25 protein-coding genes, 1 other RNA gene and 1 pseudogene are annotated in these 24558 nt (G+C 69.3%); 12 read left to right on the top strand and 15 right to left on the bottom strand.

Translation table 11 applies throughout. From position 1 onward, the window contains the following. The 5 genes and pseudogenes from FA743_RS20500 to FA743_RS18395 form a co-directional block, all read right to left on the bottom strand. A pseudogene (locus FA743_RS20500) lies at positions 1-882 on the bottom strand (hypothetical protein); the annotation flags it as partial. Continuing rightward, positions 879-1970, bottom strand: coding sequence for a family 8 glycosyl hydrolase (locus FA743_RS18410; protein ID WP_136887541.1), 1092 nt, complete (start codon positions 1968-1970; stop codon positions 879-881). The gene FA743_RS18410 and the pseudogene FA743_RS20500, both read right to left, overlap by 4 nt. Next, positions 1967-4375, bottom strand: coding sequence for a cellulose biosynthesis cyclic di-GMP-binding regulatory protein BcsB (locus FA743_RS18405; RefSeq protein WP_136887540.1), 2409 nt, complete (start codon positions 4373-4375; stop codon positions 1967-1969). The genes FA743_RS18410 and FA743_RS18405 overlap by 4 nt, the downstream gene beginning before the upstream one ends. Then, entirely contained in the window at positions 4372-6699 is a 2328-nt protein-coding gene (gene bcsA / locus FA743_RS18400; protein ID WP_136887539.1) for a UDP-forming cellulose synthase catalytic subunit, read from the bottom strand. The genes FA743_RS18405 and bcsA overlap by 4 nt, the downstream gene beginning before the upstream one ends. 37 nt (positions 6700-6736) lie before the next feature. Further along, positions 6737-7417, bottom strand: a complete 681-nt coding sequence (locus tag FA743_RS18395; protein ID WP_136887538.1) for a hypothetical protein — start codon at positions 7415-7417, stop codon at positions 6737-6739. 232 nt (positions 7418-7649) lie between these two features. Here FA743_RS18395 and modA point away from each other — a divergent pair, with 232 nt between their 5' ends. Genes modA through modC form a run of 3 tightly spaced genes read left to right on the top strand, consistent with a single transcriptional unit; the run spans position 7650 to position 10201 of the window. Further along, a complete protein-coding gene (gene modA, locus FA743_RS18390) occupies positions 7650-8435 on the top strand; it encodes a molybdate ABC transporter substrate-binding protein (protein ID WP_136887537.1) in 786 nt (261 codons plus the stop codon). A 3-nt stretch (positions 8436-8438) separates the two neighbouring features. Further along, positions 8439-9107 carry a molybdate ABC transporter permease subunit gene (gene modB / locus FA743_RS18385; RefSeq protein WP_136887536.1) on the top strand — a complete coding sequence of 223 codons (669 nt, stop codon included), beginning with the start codon at positions 8439-8441 and terminating at the stop codon, positions 9105-9107. Then, on the top strand, positions 9107-10201 hold the full coding sequence (modC, locus tag FA743_RS18380) for a molybdenum ABC transporter ATP-binding protein (protein ID WP_136887535.1): 1095 nt from the start codon (positions 9107-9109) through the stop codon (positions 10199-10201). The genes modB and modC overlap by 1 nt, the downstream gene beginning before the upstream one ends. 3 nt (positions 10202-10204) lie before the next feature. Here modC and FA743_RS18375 read toward each other — a convergent pair whose 3' ends face one another. The 7 genes from FA743_RS18375 to purC form a co-directional block, all read right to left on the bottom strand. Then, positions 10205-11536 carry a glutamine synthetase family protein gene (locus FA743_RS18375; protein WP_136887534.1) on the bottom strand — a complete coding sequence of 444 codons (1332 nt, stop codon included), beginning with the start codon at positions 11534-11536 and terminating at the stop codon, positions 10205-10207. Between the two features lie 3 nt (positions 11537-11539). Next, positions 11540-12364, bottom strand: a complete 825-nt coding sequence (locus FA743_RS18370) for an ABC transporter permease (RefSeq protein ID WP_136887533.1) — start codon at positions 12362-12364, stop codon at positions 11540-11542. Then, on the bottom strand, positions 12361-13242 hold the full coding sequence (locus FA743_RS18365; protein WP_136887532.1) for an ABC transporter permease: 882 nt from the start codon (positions 13240-13242) through the stop codon (positions 12361-12363). The genes FA743_RS18370 and FA743_RS18365 overlap by 4 nt, the downstream gene beginning before the upstream one ends. A gap of 53 nt (positions 13243-13295) precedes the next feature. Next, positions 13296-14048 carry a transporter substrate-binding domain-containing protein gene (locus tag FA743_RS18360; protein WP_136887531.1) on the bottom strand — a complete coding sequence of 251 codons (753 nt, stop codon included), beginning with the start codon at positions 14046-14048 and terminating at the stop codon, positions 13296-13298. A 25-nt stretch (positions 14049-14073) separates the two neighbouring features. After that, a complete protein-coding gene (locus FA743_RS18355) occupies positions 14074-14871 on the bottom strand; it encodes an ABC transporter ATP-binding protein (RefSeq protein ID WP_136887530.1) in 798 nt (265 codons plus the stop codon). Between the two features lie 93 nt (positions 14872-14964). Continuing rightward, on the bottom strand, positions 14965-15204 hold the full coding sequence (purS, locus tag FA743_RS18350; RefSeq protein WP_136887529.1) for a phosphoribosylformylglycinamidine synthase subunit PurS: 240 nt from the start codon (positions 15202-15204) through the stop codon (positions 14965-14967). A 17-nt stretch (positions 15205-15221) separates the two neighbouring features. After that, complete coding sequence (gene purC, locus FA743_RS18345; protein ID WP_131575411.1) at positions 15222-15983, bottom strand: phosphoribosylaminoimidazolesuccinocarboxamide synthase; 762 nt, start codon at positions 15981-15983, stop codon at positions 15222-15224. A gap of 130 nt (positions 15984-16113) precedes the next feature. Between purC and FA743_RS18340 the strand changes: the two genes are divergently transcribed. The 6 genes from FA743_RS18340 (at position 16114) to fumC (ending at position 20472) form a co-directional block, all read left to right on the top strand. Beyond that, positions 16114-16428 carry a DUF1476 domain-containing protein gene (locus FA743_RS18340; protein WP_136887528.1) on the top strand — a complete coding sequence of 105 codons (315 nt, stop codon included), beginning with the start codon at positions 16114-16116 and terminating at the stop codon, positions 16426-16428. A 106-nt stretch (positions 16429-16534) separates the two neighbouring features. Beyond that, positions 16535-16890, top strand: a transfer-messenger RNA (tmRNA) gene (gene ssrA, locus FA743_RS18335). A gap of 274 nt (positions 16891-17164) precedes the next feature. Further along, positions 17165-17425 (top strand): hypothetical protein, encoded by a 261-nt coding sequence (locus FA743_RS18330; protein WP_136887527.1) that lies wholly within the window; start codon positions 17165-17167, stop codon positions 17423-17425. A gap of 178 nt (positions 17426-17603) precedes the next feature. After that, positions 17604-18089, top strand: coding sequence for an SspB family protein (locus FA743_RS18325; RefSeq protein ID WP_136887526.1), 486 nt, complete (start codon positions 17604-17606; stop codon positions 18087-18089). A 10-nt stretch (positions 18090-18099) separates the two neighbouring features. Next, a complete protein-coding gene (locus FA743_RS18320; RefSeq protein ID WP_136887525.1) occupies positions 18100-18981 on the top strand; it encodes a dihydrodipicolinate synthase family protein in 882 nt (293 codons plus the stop codon). A gap of 96 nt (positions 18982-19077) precedes the next feature. Continuing rightward, the gene (gene fumC / locus FA743_RS18315; protein WP_136887524.1) at positions 19078-20472 is read left to right on the top strand and encodes a class II fumarate hydratase; all 1395 of its coding nucleotides are present in this window, start codon (positions 19078-19080) and stop codon (positions 20470-20472) included. Between the two features lie 18 nt (positions 20473-20490). On the opposite strand, the gene FA743_RS18310 is transcribed toward fumC, so the two are convergent. After that, positions 20491-21000, bottom strand: coding sequence for a GNAT family N-acetyltransferase (locus FA743_RS18310; protein ID WP_136887523.1), 510 nt, complete (start codon positions 20998-21000; stop codon positions 20491-20493). A 66-nt stretch (positions 21001-21066) separates the two neighbouring features. Between FA743_RS18310 and FA743_RS18305 the strand changes: the two genes are divergently transcribed. Next, entirely contained in the window at positions 21067-21261 is a 195-nt protein-coding gene (locus FA743_RS18305; RefSeq protein WP_136887522.1) for a DUF4169 family protein, read from the top strand. Continuing rightward, entirely contained in the window at positions 21254-21523 is a 270-nt protein-coding gene (locus FA743_RS18300) for a ribbon-helix-helix domain-containing protein (protein ID WP_136887521.1), read from the top strand. The genes FA743_RS18305 and FA743_RS18300 overlap by 8 nt, the downstream gene beginning before the upstream one ends. Positions 21524-21581: 58 nt before the next feature. Here FA743_RS18300 and FA743_RS18295 read toward each other — a convergent pair whose 3' ends face one another. Next, on the bottom strand, positions 21582-21965 hold the full coding sequence (locus FA743_RS18295; protein WP_135313597.1) for a PaaI family thioesterase: 384 nt from the start codon (positions 21963-21965) through the stop codon (positions 21582-21584). Positions 21966-22076: 111 nt separating this feature from the next. Further along, entirely contained in the window at positions 22077-22943 is an 867-nt protein-coding gene (locus tag FA743_RS18290) for an NAD(P)-dependent oxidoreductase (RefSeq protein ID WP_136887520.1), read from the bottom strand. Positions 22944-23081: 138 nt separating this feature from the next. On the opposite strand from FA743_RS18290, the gene FA743_RS18285 reads away from it, so the two are divergent. Next, on the top strand, positions 23082-24558 hold a 1477-nt coding region (locus FA743_RS18285), incomplete at its 3' end, for a penicillin acylase family protein (RefSeq protein WP_136887519.1).

Raw genomic sequence — 24558 nt, 5'->3', positions numbered from 1 at the left:
GGGGGCAGGCGTGGGCACGGGGGCCGGGGTCGCCGCCGGCGCAGGGGTCGCCGCCGGCGCAGGGGCCGGAGCGGGCGTCGTCGTGGTCGCCGCCTGCGCAGGGGCGGCAGTCGTGGCAGTCGTGGCAGTCGTGCCAGTCGTGGGGGCGGCGGCGGCGGGGGCCGTGGCCCCGGGTGCGGCGCTGCCCAGCAGGCGCTGCTGCACCGGCTGAAGGGTCTGGGTCATCTCGGGAAAGCGCGCCAGGGCCTGGGCGAACAGCCCCTGCATCTCTTCGATCGAGGCGACGGCGCTGGCCTTTTCCAGCGTCGCCACGATGTCGGCCGGGGTCACGCAGGCGCCCAGCACCGCGCGATAGGTGCCAAGCGCGTCCGGGGCCAGCCCCGCGGCCTGCTGCGCCTCGGCGATGCGCCAGGCATTGTTGATCCGGTCGCAGCGCAGAAGGCCCGGCCGCTCGCCCGCCAGCGACAGGGCGCGGTCCAGATTGCCCTCGGTCAGGGCCGCATCCAGCAGGGTCTGGCCCTCGTTCGTCTGCAGCAGGGACAGCATGTCCTCGGGGGGCTGCCAGTCAGGAAAGGCGATCCGCGTCTGGTCGATCGTCGCGCGGGCCTCGTCGAACTGGCCCGCGCCGATCTGCCGGAAGATGGTGTCGATCTCGGCGCTCGGGCCGCTTTCAGTCAGGCGCGACAGATCCTCGGGCGGCTGCCAGTTCGGATACCTGACCTGCAGCCGCTGCAGTTCCGATCGGATCGAGGCCTGGTCCTGCTGCTGGTAATAGAAGGTCAGCGCCAGCAGTTCCTCGGGATCGGGGGCATCCTGGGTCTGGGCCTGCGCCATCCCGGCGGCAAGGGCGAAGAGGGCGGCAAGGACGGCGTTGCGGGTCATAGGGGAACACACCTCGGATAGGTCGTGATCTGCACGACAAGCGACATCAGATGCAGGGTCGCGGGATAATAGGGCTGGTCAACGTCAAAGCGGGGCATCAGCGAGCCGGTGCCGCCGCGCGAGGCACATTCGGCCAGACGCGCCACGGCGGCATAGCCGGGATGCGGGCTGCGCTCGCTGACCTCGCCGGTGCGGGGGTCGATCCGGGTGGGCGTGCCCTGCCCCGCCATGGCCGCGTCATCCTCGGCGGTCGCGGCGACATGGGCGCGCACGGCCTGCCCCTGCGCCTGCCCCGACCACAAGGCGAAGAGCGGCACCCGCACCGCCTCGTAGCCCGAGAGGCCCGAGAATTCCGGCGGTGCGGGCTGCACGCCCGCGGCATCGATCATCACCCAGTCCGGGACCGGCCCGTCCTGCGCCAGCGCGTCGATCAGCGCCGCCCCGTCGCGCCCGGCCTGCGCCAGACGCGGCGTGCCCGCCGCCTCGGCCAGCTCGGTCATCGCCAGCGGCATGTAATAGGACGGGTTCACCACCACGCCCGTCTCGCGCAGAAAGCCCATCGCGGCGGGCAGCAGCAGGATCTGCCCGCTGCCATCGGGATGGTCGGCCAGGCACAGCCGCGCCAGATCCTGCGCGATGGCCACGGCGCGGGGGCGGAACTCGGCGCTGGCGCCCTGCGCCTCGGCCAGGATCAGGCCCCAGGCATAGAAGAGGTCGCCGTCGCTGGCATTGTTGCGGTCGGTGACCTGCGGCGTCGCGTCCTGGCGCCAGCGCCAAGCCAGAAGCGCGTCCTCGCGCACCGCCAGATGCCGCTCGGTCCAGGTCACGATGGCCTGGCAGGCCGGCAGGTCCCCGAAGGTCGCGGCCAGCACCAGCCCATAGCCCTGCCCCTCGGAATGGCTGGCGCCGCTCTGGAACCCATCGACGATCCGACCGTCGGGCGTCAGGCACAGGGCCTTCCACGCCTCCCAGGCCGGGCGCAGGGGATGGGCCGGGTCGGTCAGGGTCCGCACCCCGTCCTGCGCCAGCGCCGGGCCCCCGGCGGCCACCGCCGCCATCATCAGCGACAGACATGCCCGTCGGTTCATGGTCGATCCTTCCATTCGCGCGTGGCGAGGATGTAGATCAGCGCCGGAAGCGCCGAGAGCAGCGCCAGCCCCAGAAGGGCCAGCGTGAAGAGCAGCGGCGACCACGAGGCATAATTGCCCAGGATCGCGCGCAGGTCGGCGCCGGCCAGCCGCTCGCGCAGCACGGGCGGGCGGATCGGCGTCCAGATGTCCCAGGTGCCGTCGGGACGCAGCACCGCCGCCTCGCCGATGGCGGTGCGGTTGGCGATCAGCCGGTCCAGCCGGTCGGCCACCGAGTCGACCGCCACCTGCGGCGACAGGATCAGCCACAGCGCCTCGGGCTGGGCGGGATCGGGGCGCCACAGCAGCGCGTCGCCCCGGCGCCCGTCCATCCAGTCGGGCAGGCTGAGTTGCGAGCCCAGGAAGGCGGTCTGCCGGAACTCGGTGGCATCGCGCCAGAGCCGGCCCTGCGCGGTGAAGGCGCTGCCGATCCAGGTCCCGAACCGGCTGAGAAGGCCGGGGGCCGCCTGCGCCGCCGCCTCGGGGCCTTCGTCCAGGCGAAAGCCCCGGGCGGCCGGTTCTGTGGCGGTGGCGGCGGGGGCCGGGGCCTGATCCGGCGTGGCGGGTTCGGCGCTGCCCGCGCCTAGGGCCCGGGCAGGCAGCAGCAGGTCCTGCACCTGGCGCTGCGTCACCCCGGCATCGTCCAGCGGCACCAGCCGCAGGTCGCCCAGACGGATCACATTGAGCGACACGGCGGGGTTCGGGACCAGCGGCTCGGACAGGCCCGAGGCCAGCCGCAACGCCTGCGCCTGCAACTCCACGTCCGAGGTCAGCTCGGCGGGGACGGTGACCCGCGCGGGCGTCAGCCCGGAAAACGGCGCGGCCAGCCCCGGCAGGGTCATCGAGGGCGAGGGCGGGATCTGCAGGGTGCTCTCGGCCAGCACCACCAGCATGTCGGTGGTGCGGATCGGGCAGGCCTCGTCGGGCGGCGCCCCCGGGACCATCATCTCGAAGCTGAGGATGTTGCGGCCCGGATTGAGCAGGCTGGCATTGAAGCCCACCGCCAGCGGCGGCAGGATCTCTCCGCCGTCGCGGTCCAGGGGCAGCAGGCGCACGGTCTGCTCGTTGACCTTGACCAGCAGGATCGCCCCCTCGGCCAGCGACCGCGAGAAACCGTAGCGCAGGGTCAGCCGCGCCTTCTGGTTGGCCAGAAGCAGCCAGTCGTCGGGTAGCGAAAAGGGGATGTCGCGCCGGAAGTAATGCGTGTTGCCCAGGATGTCGGCGACGCCCAGCTCGGACAGGGGCGTGGCCTGCCCCGGCTGGATCCGGGCGGTGGGCGGGCGGACGGCGTCCAGCATCGGCAGCGCGCCGGTCAGGTCGGGCAGCGCGTCGCCCTGGTATTCGACCTGCAGCACGATCGCGCCGCTGGCCCCGCGCCGATAGCTGAGCCCGCTGCGATCCGAGGCGACCAGCGCCACGGCGGCATATTGCGGCGCCTGCAGCCCATAGAACGAGTTGACCGCCAGACGCCCCACCGCGGCGAGGCTGGCGATCATCACGCCCGAGGCCTCGCGCAGCACCGCGCTGTCGACCGTGGGTTCGACCAGCAGGTCCAGCGATCCGCTGCGGGCCAGCTGCGCGCGCACGGCATGGGCGAAGCCCTCGGCATCGGGGCGCAGCGCGGTGGCGGTCAGCGCCGCGCCGCTGGAGGCCAGGTCGATCTCGGTCCAGACATCGAAGCTGGCCTCGGGGCCGCAGAAGATGCGGTGCGGCTGGCGGACGCTCAGCGCGATGGTGTTGGCCCCCGCGACCAGATCGGTGCTGGGCAGGCTGACGGTAGTGAAATCCGATGCGCCCGGCAGCGGGATCTCGACCGGATCGGCGCCGTTCACCGAGGCCTGCAGCAGGCCCGACCCGGTCAGCACATCGACGCCCGAGCGCAGCGCCAGCCGCAATTCGGAGGGGGTGACGACGCTGGCCGGAAGATCCAGCCGCAGCCGGGTCGAGGCCGTCTCGCCGGTCAGGCGCAGGATGCCGGGCGCGGGCAGGCTTTCCCCGATCCGCACCTCCTGCGGCAGGATCGCGGTGGGCGCGACCAGCGGCAGCAGCCAGTCCTGGCCCTGGGGCTCCATCTCCAGCGTGCGGTCGCGCTCGACCGGCGCCACGACGAGGGGTTCGCCCGGGGCCTCGCCGACCGGCGGCCCGGCGGCGGATTGCAGCTGGATCATCGGGCTGTCGCCCCCGCCGGGCCCGACAGGGATGATCCCCGAGGGGGGCGCCAAGGGCGTCGCGCCGGACGCCCCCGGAAGGCTGATGATCGGCGGGGCGGTGTCCTGCGCCAGGACCGGCGCGGCGGCCAGCACCGACAGGCCAAGCGCGCCACAGGCCAGCCACCGCAGCATCGGACGAGGGGAGTGCAGGCTCATGCGCTGACCCCCCCGATCAGTTCCTCGGGCGTCATGGGACGTTCCTCGCGATGTTCGGGCGTGTCGAAATCCGCCCCGAAGGCGACCAGATGGGCCGGGATCGCCGTCTGCCCGGCCTTCAGCGCGGCCCGGCGCCGGCGGGCCGGTTCGCGCGCGAAATCCCGCACCGTCAGGGGGATCGAGGTCAGGGTCAGCCTGAGCACATAGAACAGCCCCGCGATCAGACCCTTGCCCGATTGCGTGGCGCGGCGCTGCGCCAGCCAGTGTTCCGAGGATCCGAAGATCAGATGGGCCACCGCCTCGCGCACGTCGATGTCCTGTTCGGCCACGAATTGCAGGTTCAGGACCACCGCCCCGCTGCCCGCCGTCGAGGTCTTGAGCAGCACCGCCCGCACGTCGCGTTCCAGATGCGGGGCATGGGGAAAGGCGGGGCGAAAGATCACCTCGGATCGCAGCGCGGGCGGGCGCAGCCGCACCGATCCGGGCAATTCGCGCATCTCGAGGCCCACGCCGCTGGTCGAGGCGTCGCAGACCGTGATCGGGATCGCCTTGCCGTCCGAGCCCTCCCACCGCAGGCTGCCCTTTTCCTGCATCGCCACGCGCGGAGAGGCGCGGCGCTGCTGCTTTTCGGACACGGCGCGCAGCGAGATGCTGACCAGCAGCATGTTCAGCACCGCCCAGATGCCCACCACCATCAGCACGCTGCGGTCGCCCGGGAAGGCGATCCAGCGCGCGATCAGCGCCACCACCCCGGCCGCCGTCAGCCCGAACAGGATCAGCAGCGGACGATAGATGGGCGAGATGTAATCCTCGGCCAGCGTCTCGTCCTTGGCGGTGACGTTGAAGGTGGCCGCGCGGGGCCGCAGCACGGTGCGGATGATCGCGCCCGCCAGATAGGGCGCCTGCGCGATCTCGTAGATCTCGGAGATCAGCGGCCAGCGCTGCCGCGCGAAGACCGCGTTCTGCACCAGCAGCACGATGGCCATGTAGCTGAGCACATAGGCGGCCGCCTCGTTCAGGGTGGTCACGAAGATCTCGACCCCGAAGAACAGGTAGGACAAAGGCGCCAGCAGATAGGCCATCCGGATCAGCGGAAACAGCCAGAAGGACATCGAGTTGATGTAGCACAGCCGCTGCAGCGGGTTCAGGCCCTTGCGCAGCAGCGGGTTCTTCAGGATCAGCATCTGCATCATCCCCGCCGCCCACCGGCCGCGCTGCTGGATGAACGAGGCGAAGGTCTCGGGCTGCAGCCCCGCGATCATCGCGCGGTCCAGATACATGCTGCGCCAGCCCTTGGAATGGATCTCCAGCGCGGTTTCGGCATCCTCGGTGATCGTCTCGCCCGCGAACCCGCCGACGCTGTCCAGCGCCTTCCTTCGCAGCACCGCCGCCGAGCCGCAGAAGAACGCGCCGCCCCACCGGTCGAGGCCGGGATGGATCTTGCCGTAAAACATCTCGTTCTCGGGCGGGCATTTCAGGCCCAGATTGCGCTCGATCGGGTCGCGGTTGATGAAGAAATGCGGCGTCTGGACCAGGAACAGGCGCGGATCCTGGGTGAAATACCCCACCGTGCGCGCCAGGAAATCGCGCGAGGGCACGTGATCGGCGTCGAAGACCACCACCAGCTCGCCATCCAGCCGCTCCAGCGCGGCGCTCATGTTGCCGGCTTTCGCATGTTCGTTGCGCGCCCGGGTCGAATAGATCACGCCCAGATCCCGGCACAGCTGCTGCAAGGCCGCGCGCCGCGCCTGCGCGCTTTTGGCCAGCACCGGATTGTCCGAATTGCAGCGCTGGTCGGTGCCGCCGTCGTCGCACAGCACCACCCGGCGCAGGCGGGCGGGATAGATCATGTTCTTGGCCGCCGACAGGGTGATCGACAGCATCTCGATGGGCTCGTTATAGGACGGCACCAGGATGTCGACGGTGGGCAGATCCTCGGCCCGGACCTGGGGCGGCAGGTCGCGCATGACCGGGTCGGCGGTGATGAAGGCGTTCAGGAAGAAGACGAGGATCGAATAGATCTCGGTCAGAAGCAGCAGCATCGCCAGCACGAAGGACAGGCTGAGGTCCACATCCGGCAGGGTCGAGGTCAGCCGCCAGACCAGATAGCGGATCACCGTGACGCTGGCGATGCTCATCAGCGCGATCCGCGCCACGATATGCGCGGCGAAGGGCTTGAGGCCCGCGACCAGCGCCACCGAGGCCACGCCCAGCATCGCCTGCGCCGCGTTCGAGGTCGGCACCGAGGCCAGGATCAGGACGGGAATGATGGCCACCAGCCACAAGGGCAGGAACCACCGCGGGAAGGAACGGCCTCGGGTCATCTGCGGGGAGCCTTTTCGGCAAGGGGAGGGTGATGTGTCAGCGGACCGCCGGGGCGGCCAGAGGAGAGATGACGCGCGATTCGCCCACGACGGCGCCGGTGACTGGGGGGGCGCTGACGCTTCCGCTCATCAGGGGGCCGAGGGCATCCTCGGCGTCGCCCCGCACGCAGTTGCGCAGCATGATGTCCATCACCGTGGCCGTGCCCGGCAGCAACCGCTGCGACGAGGTGATGCGACGGATCCCCAGCACGCAGATCGTGTCGTCGCCGAACCGCTCCTCGGTCCAGAAATAGGGGCCGACCTCGTCCTCGGCGGTGACCAAGTCGCCCGAGGTCACGTCGGCGAAGGGCGCCGGGGCGCCGCCGATGCGGGACATGAAGTCCTCGTAGCCGAATCGCCCCGGCCGGCCGCTGAGGCTCTGGGCGCGCATGATGACGACATTGTCGCCCGGCACGCCGGTCTGGTTGGCCAAGGCCACCCGCTGCTGGGATTCGCCGCGCAAGCCCCGCTGCATCACCAGCACGATGTCCGGCGCGTTGATCCAGCTTTGCGTGGGCGCGACCTGGGTGAAGGGGGTGCGCTCCTGCAACTGCGCGGGCGTGGCCAGCAGGCTGGCCGGCCCCTCGGTGCAGGCGGACAGCGCCAGCCCCGCCAGCAGCAGGGCTATCGCGCGCATCCGCCCCGCTGTGGCGCCGCTCTTGCCTCGACCCTTCGACATTGCGCACCCCTGCAGGTTGTTGAGTGAACAGTCTAGAACACTTCGATCAACTTTCGGAAGAGCCGTCAGGTATGCGCACACGTCTAATGCGCCCCTGTGGCATTCGGATCATCCTGCCGCGTCAGACACGGGCGATATATCCGGCAGGAAATAACGCTTGAAAGACCCGCCCGGCCCGTCGGATAACCGGTCCGACGCCGCCGCCCGACCTAGCCGCCGGAGACCCCGAGGAATGAGCCCCACCCGACGCCGCCTTCTGCTGGCCGCCGCCGCGGCTTGCCTGATCCCGCCGCGCCTTGCCGCTGCGCAGGGGGCCGCGCCAGTGGTGGCCGCCGCCTCGGACCTGCAATTCGCCCTGCCCCCGATCGCCGCGGCCTTCACCCGCGACACGGGGCAGTCGGTGCGCCTGGCCTTCGGATCGACGGGCAATTTCGCCCGCCAGATCCGGGCGGGGGCGCCGTTCCAGGTCTTTCTGGCCGCCGACGAATCCTTCGTGGCCGGGCTGCAGGCCGAGGGGCTGACCGAGGGGCCGGGCGATCTCTACGCCCTGGGCCGCATCGCCCTTGTGGCGCCGAAGGGATCGGCCCTGACCCCCGACGCGCGGCTGGACGATCTGACACGGCTGCTGGATGCCGGGGGCGTGACCCGCTTTGCCATCGCCAATCCTGACCACGCCCCCTATGGCCGCCGCGCCCAGGAGGCGCTGCGCGCGCGGGGCCTGTGGGACCGGATCCAGCCCCGGCTGGTCCTGGGCGAGAATGTCAGCCAGGCGGCGCAATTCGCGCTGTCGGGCGACACCTCGGGCGGGATCATCGCCGCTTCCTTGGCCCTCGCCCCCGATCTGGCGGCCCGCGCCGATGTCGCGCTGATCGACGCCGATCTGCACGCGCCCCTGCGCCAGCGCATGGTGCTGCTGACGGATGCCGGAGAGGTCGCGCGGGCTTTCTACGCCTATCTGCAGCAGCCACCGGCGCGGGCGATCCTGCAAAGCTACGGTTTCGAACGGCCCGAGGGCTAGGGGGTGGACTGGACCGCCCTCGCCCTGTCGCTGCATCTGGCCGGATGGACCGTGGCGATCCTGCTGCCGGTCTCGATCCTGGCGGGGCGGGCGCTGGCCTATCACCGCTTTCCGGGCAAGCGGCTGGTCGAGGCGCTGATCCTGCTGCCGCTGGTCCTGCCGCCCACGGTCTTCGGCTTCTACCTGCTGACGGCCTTCGGGGGGGCCTCTCCCCTGGGGCAGCTGTGGACGCAGGTCTTCGGCGGGCAGCTGGTCTTCAGCTTTCCGGGGTTGGTGCTGGCCTCGGTCCTCTTCAACCTGCCCTTTGCGATCCAGCCCGCGCAGCGCGGCTTCGAGGCCGTGGGCGTGGAGTTGCGCGAGGCCGCCGCCTGCTGCGGCATGTCCCCCCTGCGCCGGTTGTGGCGAATCGAGCTGCCGCTGGCCTGGCCCGGCGTGCTGACCGCGCTGGTGCTGACCTTCGCCCATACGCTTGGCGAGTTCGGGATCGTGCTGATGGTCGGCGGCTCCATCCCCGGCGAGACGCGGACCATCGCGATTTCCATCTATGACAGCGTGCAGGGCTTCGACGACCGGGGCGCGGCGATCATGTCGGCGGTGCTGGTGGCGATCTCGCTGAGCGCGATCCTGACCACCACGCTTTTGTCGGCCCGCATCGGGCGGAGGCTGGGCTGATGGCGCTGGAGGTCATGGCCCATGACACCGGCCCGATCCCGCTGGACCTGTCCTTCCGGGTCGAGCCGGGCGAATTGCTGGCACTGGTCGGGCCGTCGGGGTCCGGCAAGACCACGCTGCTGCGCACGATCGCGGGGCTATGGCGCCCGGCGCAGGCGCGTGTGGTGGCGGGCGGCGCGGTCTGGCTGGACACGCAGGCCGGGGTGACCCTGCCGCCCGACCGGCGCCGCGTGGGCGTGGTCTTTCAGTCCTATGCCCTCTTCCCGCATCTGACGGCGGCGCAGAACGTCGCCTGCGCCATGGGCGACCTGCCCCGCGCCCATCGCCTGCCCGAGGCCTTGCGCCTGCTGGATCTGGTCGATCTGGGCGGGCTGGCGGACCGCCGCCCCGCGCAGCTGTCGGGTGGCCAGCAGCAGCGCGTGGCCATCGCCCGGGCCCTGGCCCGGCGCCCGCAGGCCCTGCTGCTGGACGAGCCCTTCTCGGCCGTCGACCGCGCCACGCGCGAGGGGCTGCACGCCCGGATCCAGACGCTGCGCGCGCATCTGGCGATGCCCGTCGTGCTGGTCACCCACGATCTGACCGAGGCGCAGGCGCTGGCCGACCGGATGGTGGTGATCGCCGCCGGACGGATGGTGGCGGAAGGTCCGACCGCCGCCGTCCTGTCGGACCCCGCCGCCCTGCGCGCGGTGGGCCTGCGCGAGGCGGCGGCGATGCTGCGCGCCACCGTGCTGCGTCACCACCCCGACGGGATGTCCGAGCTGACCACCGCCACCGGCACGATCTGGCTGCCTCGCGTCGATGCGGCGCCGGGCACGGGGCTGCAGGTGCGGATCATGGCGCATGACGTGATCCTGTCGCGCGCCCGGCCCGAGGGGCTGTCGGCGCAGAACATCCTGCCCGTGCGGGTGATCGACCAGCGCATCGGCGACGGCCCGGCGGTGATGGTCCGGCTGGCCGTGGGTCCGGACCAATTGCTGGCCCGCATCACCCGCCGCGCCGCCGATCAGCTAGCTTTGCAGCCCGGCGAGCCCGCCCATGCCATCCTGAAATCCATGTCGGTCGCCCGCGACCACATCGCGCGGGACGCGGGCTAGGGATCAGACGGTGTCCAGATACAGCTCGACCGTCTCCTCGTCGGACAGTTCCGCCATGTAATGCAGCTCTTGCCGCTTGGTCATCAGGTAGTTGTCGACCAGATGGGCGGGCAGGATACGGCGGATGTCGGGGCAGCTGTCAAAAGCCTCGATCGCCGCGCCCCAATCGCCGGGCAGCTGGTCCAGATGCTTGTCATAGGCATTGCCCTTGAAGGGCGCGGGCGGCTCCAGCCCCTCCTCGAGGCCGATCAGCGCCGCACCCAGGATGGCCGCGATGGTCAGGTAGGGGTTCACGTCGCCCCCCGCCACGCGATGCTCGATCCGCCGCGCCTTGGGCCCCGAGGACGGAATGCGGATCGCCGCCGTGCGGTTCTCGTAGGCCCATCCGATGCCGGTGGGAGCATGGGCGTTGGGCACCAGCCGGTCATAGCTGTTCTCGTGCGGGGCGAACAGCAGCGTCGATCCCGGCAGGGCGCGCAGGCAGCCCGCCACGGCCTGGCGCAGGGCGGCCGTGCCCTCCTCGCCGCCATTGTCGAAGATGTTGACCCCATCCTTGTCGAGGATCGAGAAATGCATGTGCATCCCGTTGCCCGCGAAGACCTCGTAGGGCTTGGCCATGAAGCTGGCGGCAAAGCCGTAGGACCGCGCGATGCCCTTGACCAGCATCTTGAACAGCCAGGTGTCGTCGGCGGCCTTCAGCGGATCGGCCTGATGCATCAGGTTGATCTCGAACTGGCCCGGCCCCGCCTCGGAAATGGCGGTGTCGGCGGGAATGTCCATCGTCTCGCAGGCATCATAGAGCGCGGTGAAGAACTGGTCGAACGCGTCCAGGGCGCGCAGGGACAGGACCTCGCCCCCGGTGCGGCGCTTGCCGGACCGGGGGCTGGGCGGCACGCGCAGGGTCTTGCCGCTGTCGTCGATCAGGAAGAATTCCAGCTCGGTCGCCACCACAGGCGTCAGCCCGGCGGCGACATAGCGTTCCGCCACCCGTGCCAGCGCCTGACGCGGATCGCCGTCATAGGGGGTGCCGTCGGGATGGAACATCCACAAGGGCAACAGGCCCGTGGGCGCGTCCAGCCAGGGCATGGGCAGGAACCCGCGTTCGGTGGGCAGCAGCAGCCCGTCGGGATCGCCGGATTCGAAGACCAGCGGGCTGTCCTCCACATCCTCGCCCCAGATGTCCAGGTTGAGGACGGAATAGGGAAACTTGGTCCCCTCCTCCAGCAGCTTGCCGGCATAGCGTGCCGGCATCCGCTTGCCCCGGGCCACGCCGTTCAGGTCGGCGGCCGCCATGCGGATCGTCTTGACCTCGGGATGTTCGCGCAGCCATTCCATGGATTATCTCATCAATAAGGGGCGATAGCGGATGCGGCGGGCCGCGCCCGGAAGGTGGCGGTTCAGCCGCCGGTTCACCCTGCCGAAGATCCAGATCAAAGCCAAGGTCGCGGCGACAAAATACGCCGCCGCAATGGGATAGGCGACGAAGGGATTGAAGGTCCGGTCGGCGAAGTAGCTGGCGTAGTACAGCGCGTCGCCCTTTTGCTGGAAGGCCGGGAAGCCCGAGAAATAGACCAGCGTGGTGGCGTGGAACAGGAAGATCGCCTCGTTGGTATAGCTGGGCCAGGCCAGCCGCAGCATGGTGGGCCAGATCACCCGGCGGAACCGTTTCCAGCCGGTCAGGCCATAGGCGTCCGCCGCCTCGACTTCGCCGCGCGGCACGGTCATCAGCGCGCCGTGAAAGATCTGCGCGCTGTAGGCGGCGGTGTTCAGGATCAGGACGATCAGCGCCCCCGCCCAGGCCCGCGTCAGCCAGCTGGTCTGGACGGTCATCCCCATGACCTCGATCCCGGCGCGCGGCAGCAGGACCAGCATCTCGTAGGCGATGAAGAACTGGATGAACAGCGGGCTGCCCCGGAAGACGAAGATGAAGGCATCCGCGGGCTTGCGCAGCCAGGGGTTGGGGCTGGTCTTGGCCAGCGCCAGCGCGGTGGCGATGAAGAAGCCCACCGACAGCGCGATGATCGCGAAATAGAGGTTCCAGATCAGCCCCGAGCCGATCAGCGTCGCCTGCTGGCACAGGGTATAGTCGGCGCGCGGCAGCAGCCGTTCGCCGATGCCAAGCGAGCGCAGGCAGTAGTCCATGATCGTCTGGACGCAGCTCATGCTGGCACCGCCGCGCGTCCGGCATCACCGCCCATGGTCGCCTGCCCCCGCGACAGCCGCCGCGTCACCCGGTCCAGCACCCTCCCCGAGATCCAGGTCATCCCCAGATAGAAGACCAGGATCCCCAGGAAATAGTACAGCCGCCAGTCGGGATGGGGATAGGTGAAGGCGCTGGTCTTGGACCCGCCCAGCTCGCGCGCCCAATAGACGATATCCTCGACCCCCAGCAGGAACAGCAGCGGCGTGGCCTTGATCAGGATCATCCACAGGTTCGACAGGCCCGGCAGGGCATAGGTCCACATCTGCGGGATCAGGACGCGCCGGTTCACCTGCCTTGGCGTCATGCCATAGGCCTCGGCCGTTTCCAGCTGCGCGCGTGGCACGGCATTCATGGCGCCCGACAGCACGTTGGCGGCAAAGGCGCCGAAGACGACCGAGAAGGCGATGACCGCCAGAAGCAGCCCATAGGCGTCATGCACCCAGGGGGCGGCGGTGTTCAGCGGCAGCTTGGCCGCCGCGCAGACGACGAAATCGTTGCCTTGGCGGACCGGGGCGTCGGTCTCGCACAGGACCTGATGGCGCAGCCATTCGAAGCCCTGGTCCAGCGCGATCGGCACGAACAGGAAGAAGATGATGTCCGGAATCCCCCGCACCATCGAGGTATAGAGCCCCCCGAACCAGCGCAGCGGCGCGATCCGCGAGCGCGAGGCCATGGCGCCGCCGAACCCGAACAGCAGCGCGATGGGCGCCGTCACGGCCAGCAGCAGCAGCACGGTCCCGAAGCTCGCATAAAACAGCAGATGCGTGCCCGAGGTCAGGTAGCACGACAGCCAGGCAAGCCCTTCAAGCAGGGATGGATCGGCGCAATATGCGAACATGGAAGGCCCCGCGAGGGCCGCCGCAGGACAAGGGCCTGCGGCGGCGGGTCAGATCATTCGAAGACCAGCGCGTCCTCGCCGAACCACTTGAGGATCAGCTCGTTCAGGCTGCCATCCTCCTTCATCGCCGCGATCTGGGCGTCGAAGGTCTCCAGCAGCTCGGTGTCGGACTGGCGCAGGCCCATGCCGATGCCCTCGCCCAGGGTGACGGTGTCAAAGCCCTCGACCCAGACCAGCTCTCCGCCCGATTCTTCCACGATGGGGGCCAGGAAGTCCTTGTCGGCGAAGACCGCGTCGGCCTCGCCATTGCGGACGGCGGCGACGGTCTGGTCGGGGTTCGGGAACTCCAGCAGCACGGCGTCGGTCCCGGCCACATGGCCCGCTTGGATCGTGTTGGTCTGGGCCGCGATGATGCCGCCTTCGACATCCACGTCGGCCGACAGCGCCGCATAGGCCGAGGGCATGGCGGGCGTGTAGGGCTGGGTGAAGGCGATGACCGCCTGGCGTTCCTCGTTGATGTTCATGCCGGCCATGATCGTGTCGTAGTTCGAGGACACGAGGTTCGGGATGATCGAATCCCAGTCATTGCGGACCCAGGTGCAGTCCAGCCCGGCGCGTTCGCACAGCGCATTGCCCAGCTCGATCTCGAAGCCGGTGACCTCGCCGGTGGCGTCGTCGATGAAGTTGTAGGGGGCATAGGCGCCCTCGGTCCCCATGCGGACGGTCTGGGTCTGGGCCAGCGAGGATACGGGCGCCAGACCGGCGGTCAAGGCCAGGGCAGTGGCGGCAAGGGTCAGCGATTTCATGAACATGGTCTCCTGTTGGGGTCTTTTATTGGGCCATCGAGGCGGACAGGAACTGGCGCAGACGGTCGGTCTGCGGGCTCCCGAACAGCCGGTCCGGCGGGCCTTCTTCGCAGACCACGCCCTGATGCAGGAAGACGACGTGGTCGCTGACATCGGCGGCCAGCCGCATGTCATGGGTGACGAGGATCATCGTGCGGCTTTCGCCCGCCAGATCCTTGATGACGCGCACGACCTCCTGCTGCAGTTCGGGGTCCAGCGCGCTGGTGGGTTCGTCGAACAGCAGCGCCTTGGGCTCCATGCACAGCGCCCGGGCGATGGCGGCGCGCTGCTGCTGGCCGCCCGACAGCATCGCGGGCCAGGCATCGGCCTTGTCGCCGATGCCGACCTTGGCCAGCAGGTTGCGGGCGCGGGCCTCGACCAATCCGCGATCCTCGCCCAGCACGGTCACCGGGGCCTCCATCACGTTCTGCAGGATCGTCATGTGGGCCCACAGGTTGAACTGCTGGAAGACCATCGCCAGGTTGGTGCGGAACCGCGTGACCTGCGCGCGGTCGGCGGGCACGCGGGCTTGGCCCCGGCCCTTCCAGCGCACCGGCTCGCCCTCGAACAGGATCTCGCCGTCCTGGCTGTTTTCCAGAAGGTTGCAGCAGCGCAGCAGCGTCGACTTGCCCGAGCCCGAGGACCCGATCAGGCTGATCACATGGCCGCGCGGCGCCGTCATGGACACGCCCTTCAGCACGTCCAGCTGGCCATAGGACTTGTGCAGCCCCGAGATCGTGATGACCGGGGCTGTGTCGGAGGGGGAAGGGGTCTGGTTCGTCATCCGCACATTGGGCGTGAAATGATCCCGCTTTGCAACGGGTTCGGTGCGGCAACCCGGCGATAAGCGCGGGTTGCCGCAGCGTCAGGTGAAAGCTTACGCAATCTCGATCGAATATTTCTCGATCACGGTATTGGCCAGCAGGCCCTTGCACATCGCCTCGACCTCGGCGCGGGCGGCGTCCGCGTCGGTGGCGGTCAGGTCCAGCTCGATCAGCTTGCCCTGGCGCACGCCCGCGACGTCCTTGTGGCCCAGGCCCCCCAGGGCATGGCGGATCGCCTCGCCCTGGGGGTCGAGGACGCCGTCCTTCAGCATGATGGTGACACGTGCCTTCATGGCGGCAGTCCTTCTGTTCAGTTGATCGCGGTCGGCTTGAGGCTGGTCGTGTTGGCGGGCATCAGGCCCAGACGGCGGGCGACCTCGGTATAGGCGTCGGTCAGGTTGCCCAGATCGCGGCGGAACACGTCCTTGTCCAGCTTCTGCCCGGTCTTGACGTCCCACAGCCGGCAGCTGTCGGGGCTGATCTCGTCGGCCACGATCAGGCGCATGAAGTCGTTGTCCCAGACCCGGCCGATCTCGATCTTGAAGTCGATCAGCTTGATCCCCGCGCCGTAGAAGACCCCCGACAGGAAGTCGTTCACGCGCAGCGCCAGACTGATGATGTCGTCCAGATCCTGCTGCGTCGCCCAGCCGAAGGCGATCACGTATTCCTCGGACACCATCGGGTCGCCCAACTCGTCGTTCTTGTAGCTGTATTCGACGATCGGACGGGGCAGCAGCGTGCCCTCCTCCAGCCCCAGCCGCTTGGACAGCGACCCGGCGGCGAAGTTGCGCACGATCACCTCCAGCGGAATGATCTCGACCTGGCGGATCAGCTGCTCGCGCATGTTGATGCGGCGGATGAAGTGGTTGGGGACGCCGATATTCGTCAGCCCGTTCATGAAGAACTCGGACAGGCGGTTGTTCAGCACGCCCTTGCCTTCGATCGTGGCGCGTTTCTGCGCGTTGAAGGCGGTGGCGTCGTCCTTGAAATACTGGATCAGCGTGCCCGGCTCGGTCCCTTCGTACAGGATCTTCGCCTTGCCTTCGTAAACCTTCTTGCGCCGCGGTGCCATGGGCTCCCCGTCCTTTCGCATGTCCCTGAAGATGCGGCTTAGCGCAGAATGCCACCCGGGGGCAATACGAGGCTTGCGACAGGTGGCCCCGAGGGGCATATCTGGGACACAAGACAGTCAGGAGTGATCCATGTCCACCTTTAACGATCGCGAACGCGCCTATGAAAGCAAGTTCGCCCATGATGCCGACCTGCGCTTCAAGGCCGAGGCGCGCCGCAACCGCCTGCTGGGCGAATGGGCCGCAGACCTGCTGGGCAAGACCGGCGACGAGGCGCGCAGCTATGCGATGACCGTGGTCAGCGCCGATTTCGACGAGCCCGGCGAGGAGGACGTCTTCCGCAAGGTCGAGGCCGACCTGCAGGGCCATGCCGATGCTGCGACGATCCGCGCGAAGATGGCCGAACTGACCGGCGTTGCCCGCCAGCAGGTCGCTGAGGAAAGCTGACGGCCCCAGGGCCTTTTCCTGCACGGATCAAGGGGGCGGTGACGCCCCCTTTTGCATGTCCGGGGGGATCGGTCCGGGCATCGAAGTTTTGCAGGACGCATCCCGTCATCTTGCGGCAGGCCGGGGAATGTCCTATATCGGTCCTGTCCGGAGCAATCCGGACTATGGACATAAACGCGCTCGTAATAAGCGGATCGGACCCGGGGGCGGTACCCGGCGACTCCACCAGATCACCCTCGTTGGGGGACAATGGGGTCGAAACAGGATCGACGAACGTCTAAAGGGGTTATGCTTTGTCTCGGTGAGCTACCACCGATATCGGTGCAAATTGTACAGTTGCCAACGACAACCGTGCTCCGGTCGCTCTGGCTGCGTAAGCAGTTCGAGAGATCGAAACCTAAGCCCTTGCGCCTAGCAGCGTAAGGCGGGGCCCGCAGGAGCCTGGCAACAGAATCCTGCACCTTATCCCCCCTCTTCTCAGCGCATCGATGTGGCACCCTGACGGATGTCCGCGCGTGCATGGTTCGGCAGCCGGTCGCGCGCGGTCCATGGCACCACTCCGACCGCTTCGCCCCAGGGTGAGGACCGCGCGCCGCGTCACGGCGCCTGCCATCCGGGCATTGGAAACGGGCCGATCCCTCGTCACGAAGATTACTTCAGGTTGAGTACCGTATAGTTCTTGACCCCAGGAGGATGCCCGGCGAAGGTCCGGGAAACCGGAACGCGGGGCATCGCCATGTTTATCGAAGTCACTGAACGTGACACCAATTCTCCCATCTCGATCGGTGTCCAGCACATCGTCAGCTTTGCGCCCCGGGCGCCCGACGGCACCAACCTGGAACTGGTGGGCAGCGATGACTGGGTGGCCGTGGTCGAGGAGTATGCGATCGTGAAGCACCTCATCTCCACCGCGCGATCCCTGCGGGCCTACGGGATGACGCATCTGCCATACGCTGTCCCGTCGTCCTCGCAGAGCCAGACCATCCCCGGCGAATGACGGCCCGGGCGGGGCTTGGGCCGGGCGATGCCCGTGCCCGCCCTGCGATTTCGCGCCGGGGTGCCGGCCGGCGGTGCGGGATCCTGCGGCTGATTCTCCCCGCCTGAAACCTTGGCCGCCCCCCTTTTCATCGCCGGTCATATCCCTATGCTTGGGCAGAGACAGGAAAGGGCACGGCATGGCGCGGCAGGGACTGGATTACGGCGGGATGATGCGTCGCGCGATGCAGGGGCTGATCGCCGAGGTGCTGCGCAAGATCGCCACCGAAGGCCTGCCCGGCGAGCACCATTTCTTCATCACCTTCGACACGCGCGACGAGGGCGTCGAGATGGCCGCCTGGCTGCGCGACCGCTATCCCGAAGAGATGACCATCGTCATCCAGCACTGGTTCGACAACCTGACCATCCAGCCCGACCATTTCACCATCACGCTGAACTTCGGCAACCAGCCCGAGCCGCTGAAGATCCCCTTCGACGCGCTGCGCACCTTCGTGGACCCCTCGGTCGAATTCGGCCTGCGCTTCGAGACGCAGGATGACGACGAGGACGAGGATGAGGACGCCCAGGCCGACGCCGAATTCCAGCTGGATGTCGAGGATGACGGCGACGACACGCCCCCCTCGGGCGGCGGAGAGGTCGTGCGCCTCGACCGCTGGCGCAAGTAGGCCCAAGGCGATGCGCGGGCTGACGGCCTTTCCCATCACCCCCACCGATGCCGAGGGCAGGCTGCTGGCCGCCGATCTGCGCCGCCTGATCCTGCGGCTGGCGCGCGCCGGGGTGGACAGCATCGGCGTGCTGGGCTCGACCGGCGGCTATGCCTATCTGGACCCCGGCCAACGCCGCGCGGTGGTCGAGACCGCGCTGGAGGCGGCCGGGCGCAAGGTGCCGGTTATCGTGGGCGTGGGCGCGCTGCGCAGCGACATCTCGGCCGCGCTGGCCCGTCATGCGGCGGATGCGGGGGCGGCAGGGCTGCTGCTGGCGCCCATGTCCTACACGCCGCTGACCGAGGACGAGGTGTTTGCCCATTTCGAGACGGTCGCGGGCGCCTCGGACCTACCGATCTGCATCTACAACAACCCCTCGACCACGCATTTCACCTTCTCGCCCGCGCTGCTGGCGCGTCTGGCGGCGCTGCCGACCGTGACGGCGGTCAAGATGCCCCTGCCGGCGAATGGCGACTATGCCGGCCAGATCGCCGCCCTCCGCGCGGATCTGCCCCCGGGCTTCGTCATCGGCTATAGCGGCGACTGGGGCTGCCCCGAGGCGCTGCTCAGCCATGCCGATGGCTGGTTCAGCGTCGCGGCGGGGCTGTGGCCCGACCAGACGCTGACCCTGTCCTGCGCGGCGGGCTCGGGCGACCGGGCGCAGACCGACCGGGTGCAGGCGCGGTTCCGCCCCATGTGGGACCTGTTCCAGGCCCATGGCAGCCTGCGGGTCGTGCATGCCTGCGCCCGCCTGATGGAGCTGACCGACGCACAGCCGCCCCGCCCGATCCTGCCCCTGCCCGAGGCGCTGACCCCCAGCCTGCGGGCGGCCATGCAGGCACTGGAGGCCTGAGCCCCGCCTGTTTGCGCCAGCATGCCACGGCATGCGAATTGCCTATCCCCGCCCCGACCGCTACAACCCCCACGAAACCGTGAGGGAGCGACCCGGATGACCATGACCCGCACCGAAACAGACAGCTTCGGCCCGCTGGAGGTTGACGCCTCCAAGTACTGGGGCGCGCAGACGCAGCGCTCGATCATCAACTTCCCCATCGGATGGGAACGCCAGCCGGTCCCGATCATCCGCGCGTTGGGCGCCATCAAGCTGGCCGCCGCCCGCGTGAACCGCGCCACGGGCGATCTGCCCGCCGATCTGGCCGAGGCGATGGAGCAGGCCGCGACCGAGGTGTTCCAGGGCAGGTTCGACGACAACTTCCCGCTGGTCGTCTGGCAGACCGGCTCCGGCACGCAGTCGAACATGAATGCCAACGAGGTCATCTCGAACCGCGCGATCGAGATCATGGGCGGTCAGATGGGCAGCAAAAAGCCCGTTCATCCCAACGATCACTGCAACATGGGGCAGTCGTCCAACGACACCTTCCCCACCGCCATGCATGTGGGCATCGCCATGCTGGCCCGCGACGTGCTGCTGCCCGGTCTCGACAAGCTGGCCTCCGCGCTCGAGGCCAAGTCCGCCGAGTTCAAGGACATCATCAAGATCGGCCGCACCCACACGCAGGATGCGACGCCCCTGACGCTTGGTCAGGAGTTCGGCGGCTATGCCCATCAGGTCCGCAAGGGGATCGAACGCGTCAAGGCCTGCCTGCCCGACATCTACGAGCTGGCCCAAGGCGGCACCGCCGTCGGCACCGGCCTGAACACCAAGGTGGGCTGGGACACGGCCATCGCTGCGGAAATCGCCAAGATCACCGACCTGCCCTTCGTCACCGCCCCCAACAAGTTCGAGGCGCTGGCCGCCCATGACGCGATGGTCATGTTCTCGGGCGCGCTTAAGACCGTGGCCGGATCGCTGTTCAAGATCGCCAACGACATGCGCCTCCTGGGCTCCGGTCCCCGCTCGGGTCTGGGCGAGCTGATCCTGCCCGAAAACGAGCCCGGCTCGTCGATCATGCCGGGCAAGGTGAACCCCACCCAGGCCGAGGCGCTGACCATGGTCTGCGCCCATGTCATGGGCAATGACGCCGCCGTGGGCTTTGCCGGAAGCCAAGGCCATTTCGAGCTGAACGTCTACAACCCGATGATGTCCTACAACGTGCTGCAATCCATGCAGCTTCTGGGCGACGCGGCCAGCAGCTTCACCGACAACATGGTCGTGGGCACGCAGGCCAACGTCAAGCGCATCGACCAGCTGATGCGCGAATCGCTGATGCTGGTGACGGCGCTGGCGCCGACCATCGGCTATGACAACGCCACCAAGGTCGCCAAGACCGCCCACAAGAACGGCACCACGCTCCGCGAAGAGGCGATCGCCTTGGGCTTCGTCGATGGCGAGACCTTCGACCGCGTCGTCCGCCCCGAGGACATGATCAGCCCCAAGGGCTGAGACCGGACCGGGCGCGTCTCAAGCGCGCGCCCGGACCCTGTGGCAGAAGACCAGATCCGCCGGATCGGGGCGCGCCGCCGTCGCGTCCCGCACGGCGCCAAGCCGCAAAGCCAGCGTGATCGAGCGGGCATTGCCCGGATCGACATAGCTGACGAGGCTGTCCAGCCCCGCCTGCCCTTGCGCCCAGTCCAGCATGGCCCGGGCCGCCTCGAAGGCAATCCCCCGCCCCTCGGCATCGGGCCAGACCATCCAGCCCAGCTCCGGTTCGGGAAACAGCGGCCCGCGATTGATGGCGACCTGCCCCAAGGTCCGACCCGAGGCGCGATCCTCGATCATCAGCGCGCCCGAGCCATAAAACTCCCATTGAGCATGATCGCTGCAGAACATCCCCCAGGCGGCCGCCACCCCGAAGGGCCCGCCCATATATTCTGCCCGCTCGGACCCCATCAGCGCCGCATAGCCCGGCCAATCGGCGATCCGCATCGTGCGCAGGACCAGCCGCGCGGTCGTCAGGGTCGGAACCGTCATGGCGCACCTCCTCTTGCCAGCCCCGCCCCCGCGCGGCAGACTGCGCGCAGCCGCAAGGGACCGCCCATGACCAGCATCGTCAATCTGCGCCAAGCCCGCAAGCAGCGCGCCCGCATCGCCAAACGCGCCACCGGCGACACCAATGCCGCCCGCTTCGGCGAGCCCGCCCATCTGCGCGACGCCCGCACGGCCGAGGAGACCCGCGCCGCCCTCCGGCTGGAGGCGCATCGCCAGGACGACCCCGCCCCCGGCGATGATTGACTTTCCCCCCCTGACCGCGCCGGTCAAGCGCTCGGTCAGCATCGACGGCCACCGCACCTCGGTCTCGCTCGAGGATCCGTTCTGGAGGGCGCTGGCCCGCGAGGCCGCGGCCCACGACCTGACCCGCGCCGCCCTCATCGCGCGCATCGACCATGCGCGCCCCCCGGGCGTCGGCCTCGCCACCGCCCTGCGCCTCTATGCGATCCACGCAGCCGAGAAGCGCCTGGCCCTTCATCTTGGCGAAAATATCCCCGGGGGGTGAATTGGCCGCAGGCCAAGAGGGGGGCGGGCAGCCCCCCTTTATCGGACGACGATCCGCGTCAATGCGCGCCCACCAGCGTCGAGGTCAGGTCCAGCAGCACCCGCCCCTCGGCATCGCGCACCTTGGTGCGCACCGCCAGGACATCGCCCTCCTGCATCATCCAGCGCGCCCGGGCGACCAGATGCCCGTCGCGGCAGCTGCCCAGCAGCTGCGCGTTCAGGGTGACGGCGACGGGAAAATTGTCCCGCCCCTCCTGCGGCTGCTCGTCGCCCAGCACCAAGCTCATCGCGACGACATCCGCGAACCAGACCAGCGCGCCCGCCTGGATGGTGCCGAAGCCGTTGAGGATGGCCTCGGTCACCTCCATCTCGCCGACCGCCTCGTGCTCGTTGACACCGACGATGTCGAACTCCATCTGTCCGCGAAAGATGCGTTCAGCCATGGCTGCAGTCCTTTCCAAATGTCCCCCGACCCGCCACGAGAATCGGGAAGGCCCCAAGCCGGGCCAAAAAAACGAAGTTTCCGTCCTCCTGCAACCCGTCCCGCGCCTGTATCAGCGGTCCAGTCGGGCGATCAGGGACGAGGTGTCCCATCGTCCTCCGCCCATCCCCTGAACGTCCTTGTAGAACTGATCGACCAGCGCCGTCACCGGCAGGGCCGCGCCCAACTCGTCCCCCGCCGCCAGGCAGATCGCCAGATCCTTGCGCATCCAGTCCACTGCGAACCCGTGATCGAAAGACCCTGTCGCCATCGTGGCGTGGCGGTTGACCATCTGCCAGCTGCCGGCTGCCCCCTGGCTGATCACCTCGACGACCTCTGCCACGTCCAATCCCGCCTTTCGCGCGAATGCCAGCGATTCCGACAGCGCCTGAACCAACCCCGCAATCGCGATCTGGTTGCACATCTTGGTCATCTGGCCCGCGCCGACCGGCCCCATGCGGCGGCAGATCTTGGCATAGGCGCCCACGACCTCCGCCGCGCGCGCCACATCGGCCTCGGCGCCGCCGCACATGATGGACAGCTGGCCGTTTTTGGCGCCCGCCTCGCCGCCCGAGACGGGCGCGTCGACATAGGCGATGCCCGCCGCCTGCGCCACCTCGGCCAGCTCGCGCGTGACCTCGGCCGACACGGTGGTGTGATCGACGAAGACCGCCCCCGACTGCATCCCCGCGAAGGCCCCGTCGGGCCCCAGGCAGACCTGGCGCAGGTCGTCATCGTTGCCCACGCAGGCCAGCACCATCTGGGCGCCCTCGGCGGCGGCGCGCGGGGTGGGCGCCGACGCACCGCCATGCTCGGCGGTCCAGGCCTCCGCCTTGGCGGGGCTGCGGTTGTAGACCGTGACCTGATGCCCCGCCTTGGCCAGATGCCCGGCCATGGGAAAGCCCATCACGCCCAGTCCCAGAAATGCCGTCTTGGCCATGTCGTCCTCCGTCGGATGTCGCGGACCGCGCGGGCGCGTTGAATTGGCCGCACGCCTGTCCTATGCAGCACACCACCACCCAAGCGCAGCGGGGTCAACCCGCCCGACCGCATTCCCGCCGCAAGGACCCTGCCCCCCATGCTGACCCTGTTTCGCTGGCTTCTGCGGCTGACCATCGCGCTGATCGTCCTGATGGTCCTGGCGGCGGTGCTGGTCTGGTATTTCGCCATCCGCTCGCTGCCCGACTACACCGCCGGCTACGCGGTCGAGGGCATCTCGGCCCCGGTCGAGATCGTGCGCTCGACCGAGAACGTGCCCCATATCTTCGGGCAGACGGACGAGGACGTGTTCTTCGCCCTGGGCCTGGCCCATGCCCAGGACCGGCTGTTCCAGATGACGATGCTGCGCCGCGCCGCCCAAGGCCGCCTGGCCGAGATCCAGGGCCCCCGCGCCCTGCCCGCCGACGATCTGGCCCGCCGGATGGGGCTCTATCGCCACGCCCAGGCCTCGCTCGAGGTGCAGGACGCCCCCACCCGGGCGGCGCTGTCGGCCTATGCGGCGGGGGTGAACCGGTGGATCGGCATCGTCAACGAGGGCGCGATGGGTCGCGGCGCACCCGAGTTCTTCCTGATGCCCGACGTGATCACCTTCTGGCAGCCCGCCGATTCGCTGGCGATCCTCAAGCTGCTGGCCGCCGCCGGCAGCCCTGCCGCCGCCGACGAGATCCTGCGCGCCCGCCTGTCGCTGGCCTGGCCCGAGGGCGGCCCGCAGATCCTGCGCCGCGCCGGCGGGCCCGCGGACCTGCCCGCCTATGCCTCGCTCTTTGCGGGCGCCCGGCTCGGCACGCCCGAGCGCCGCCGCGATGCCGAGGCCCCGCGCGATCCCTTCAGCGTCCTGCTGCCCGGCGCGGGCTTCGGCGGCAATGCCTTCGCGGCCGAGCCGCAACGGACCGCCGCCGATGGCGCGCTTCTGGCCAATGACCTGCATGTCGGGCTGACGGTGCCGTCGCTCTTCTATCTCGCGCGGCTGGAGCTGCAGGGCGGCGGCGTGATCGGGGCGACGGTGCCCGGCCTGCCGCTGGTCCTGTCGGGGCGCAACCCGCGCCTCTCCTGGGGGATCACGCCACTGGATCTGGACGATGCCGACATCGCCATCGAAGAGGTCCAGCCCGGCAATCCCGACCGCTATCGCGGCCCGCAGGGCTGGACGCCCTTCCAGACCCGGACCGAGGTGATCCGCGTGCTGGACGCCCCGCCCCGCACCATCACGCTGCGGGACACGCTGAACGGCCCGGTCGTGCCGGGGCTGGATCCGGGCCTGCGCGACGTGACGCCCATCGGCCATGTCCCGGCGCTGCGCTGGACGGGGCTCTCGCGGCAGGACACTACCATGTCCGCGCTGATGGGGCTGATGCGCGCGCAAGGCGCCACCCAGGCCGGTCGCGCGCTGACGGGCTTGGTGGCGCCCGCGCTGAACGTGACCCTGGCCGAGGGCGGCCGCGTCACCCGCCTGGCCGCCGGCGCCGCCCCCGAACGCGCGCCCGACCACCCGACCGGCGGCGCGCTGCCCGCGCCGGGCTGGCTGGCCTCCACCGCCTGGCTCCGGGCCCGGCCGC

Source organism: Paracoccus gahaiensis (assembly GCF_005048225.1).
Classification (GTDB): Bacteria; Pseudomonadota; Alphaproteobacteria; order Rhodobacterales; family Rhodobacteraceae; genus Paracoccus; species Paracoccus gahaiensis.
This window is presented reverse-complemented; position numbering and strand designations above follow the sequence as displayed.

Excerpts from the sequence above, each read along its gene's own strand:
- bcsA (WP_136887539.1), bottom strand. The coding sequence starts at position 6,699 with ATGACCCGAGGCCGTTCCTTCCCGCGGTGGTTCCTGCCCTTGTGGCTG.
- FA743_RS18295 (WP_135313597.1), bottom strand. The coding sequence starts at position 21,965 with ATGGCTGAACGCATCTTTCGCGGACAGATGGAGTTCGACATCGTCGGT.
- modC (WP_136887535.1), top strand. The coding sequence starts at position 9,107 with ATGGCGCTGGAGGTCATGGCCCATGACACCGGCCCGATCCCGCTGGAC.
- modA (WP_136887537.1), top strand. The coding sequence starts at position 7,650 with ATGAGCCCCACCCGACGCCGCCTTCTGCTGGCCGCCGCCGCGGCTTGC.
- FA743_RS18305 (WP_136887522.1), top strand. The coding sequence starts at position 21,067 with ATGACCAGCATCGTCAATCTGCGCCAAGCCCGCAAGCAGCGCGCCCGC.
- FA743_RS18375 (WP_136887534.1), bottom strand. The coding sequence starts at position 11,536 with ATGGAATGGCTGCGCGAACATCCCGAGGTCAAGACGATCCGCATGGCG.
- FA743_RS18410 (WP_136887541.1), bottom strand. The coding sequence starts at position 1,970 with ATGAACCGACGGGCATGTCTGTCGCTGATGATGGCGGCGGTGGCCGCC.
- FA743_RS18405 (WP_136887540.1), bottom strand. The coding sequence starts at position 4,375 with ATGAGCCTGCACTCCCCTCGTCCGATGCTGCGGTGGCTGGCCTGTGGC.
- FA743_RS18325 (WP_136887526.1), top strand. The coding sequence starts at position 17,604 with ATGGCGCGGCAGGGACTGGATTACGGCGGGATGATGCGTCGCGCGATG.
- FA743_RS18320 (WP_136887525.1), top strand. The coding sequence starts at position 18,100 with ATGCGCGGGCTGACGGCCTTTCCCATCACCCCCACCGATGCCGAGGGC.
- FA743_RS18340 (WP_136887528.1), top strand. The coding sequence starts at position 16,114 with ATGTCCACCTTTAACGATCGCGAACGCGCCTATGAAAGCAAGTTCGCC.
- FA743_RS18300 (WP_136887521.1), top strand. The coding sequence starts at position 21,254 with ATGATTGACTTTCCCCCCCTGACCGCGCCGGTCAAGCGCTCGGTCAGC.
- FA743_RS18330 (WP_136887527.1), top strand. The coding sequence starts at position 17,165 with ATGTTTATCGAAGTCACTGAACGTGACACCAATTCTCCCATCTCGATC.
- FA743_RS18290 (WP_136887520.1), bottom strand. The coding sequence starts at position 22,943 with ATGGCCAAGACGGCATTTCTGGGACTGGGCGTGATGGGCTTTCCCATG.
- FA743_RS18395 (WP_136887538.1), bottom strand. The coding sequence starts at position 7,417 with ATGTCGAAGGGTCGAGGCAAGAGCGGCGCCACAGCGGGGCGGATGCGC.
- FA743_RS18355 (WP_136887530.1), bottom strand. The coding sequence starts at position 14,871 with ATGACGAACCAGACCCCTTCCCCCTCCGACACAGCCCCGGTCATCACG.
- purS (WP_136887529.1), bottom strand. The coding sequence starts at position 15,204 with ATGAAGGCACGTGTCACCATCATGCTGAAGGACGGCGTCCTCGACCCC.
- FA743_RS18365 (WP_136887532.1), bottom strand. The coding sequence starts at position 13,242 with ATGTTCGCATATTGCGCCGATCCATCCCTGCTTGAAGGGCTTGCCTGG.
- FA743_RS18360 (WP_136887531.1), bottom strand. The coding sequence starts at position 14,048 with ATGAAATCGCTGACCCTTGCCGCCACTGCCCTGGCCTTGACCGCCGGT.
- FA743_RS18310 (WP_136887523.1), bottom strand. The coding sequence starts at position 21,000 with ATGACGGTTCCGACCCTGACGACCGCGCGGCTGGTCCTGCGCACGATG.
- FA743_RS18370 (WP_136887533.1), bottom strand. The coding sequence starts at position 12,364 with ATGAGCTGCGTCCAGACGATCATGGACTACTGCCTGCGCTCGCTTGGC.
- fumC (WP_136887524.1), top strand. The coding sequence starts at position 19,078 with ATGACCATGACCCGCACCGAAACAGACAGCTTCGGCCCGCTGGAGGTT.
- purC (WP_131575411.1), bottom strand. The coding sequence starts at position 15,983 with ATGGCACCGCGGCGCAAGAAGGTTTACGAAGGCAAGGCGAAGATCCTG.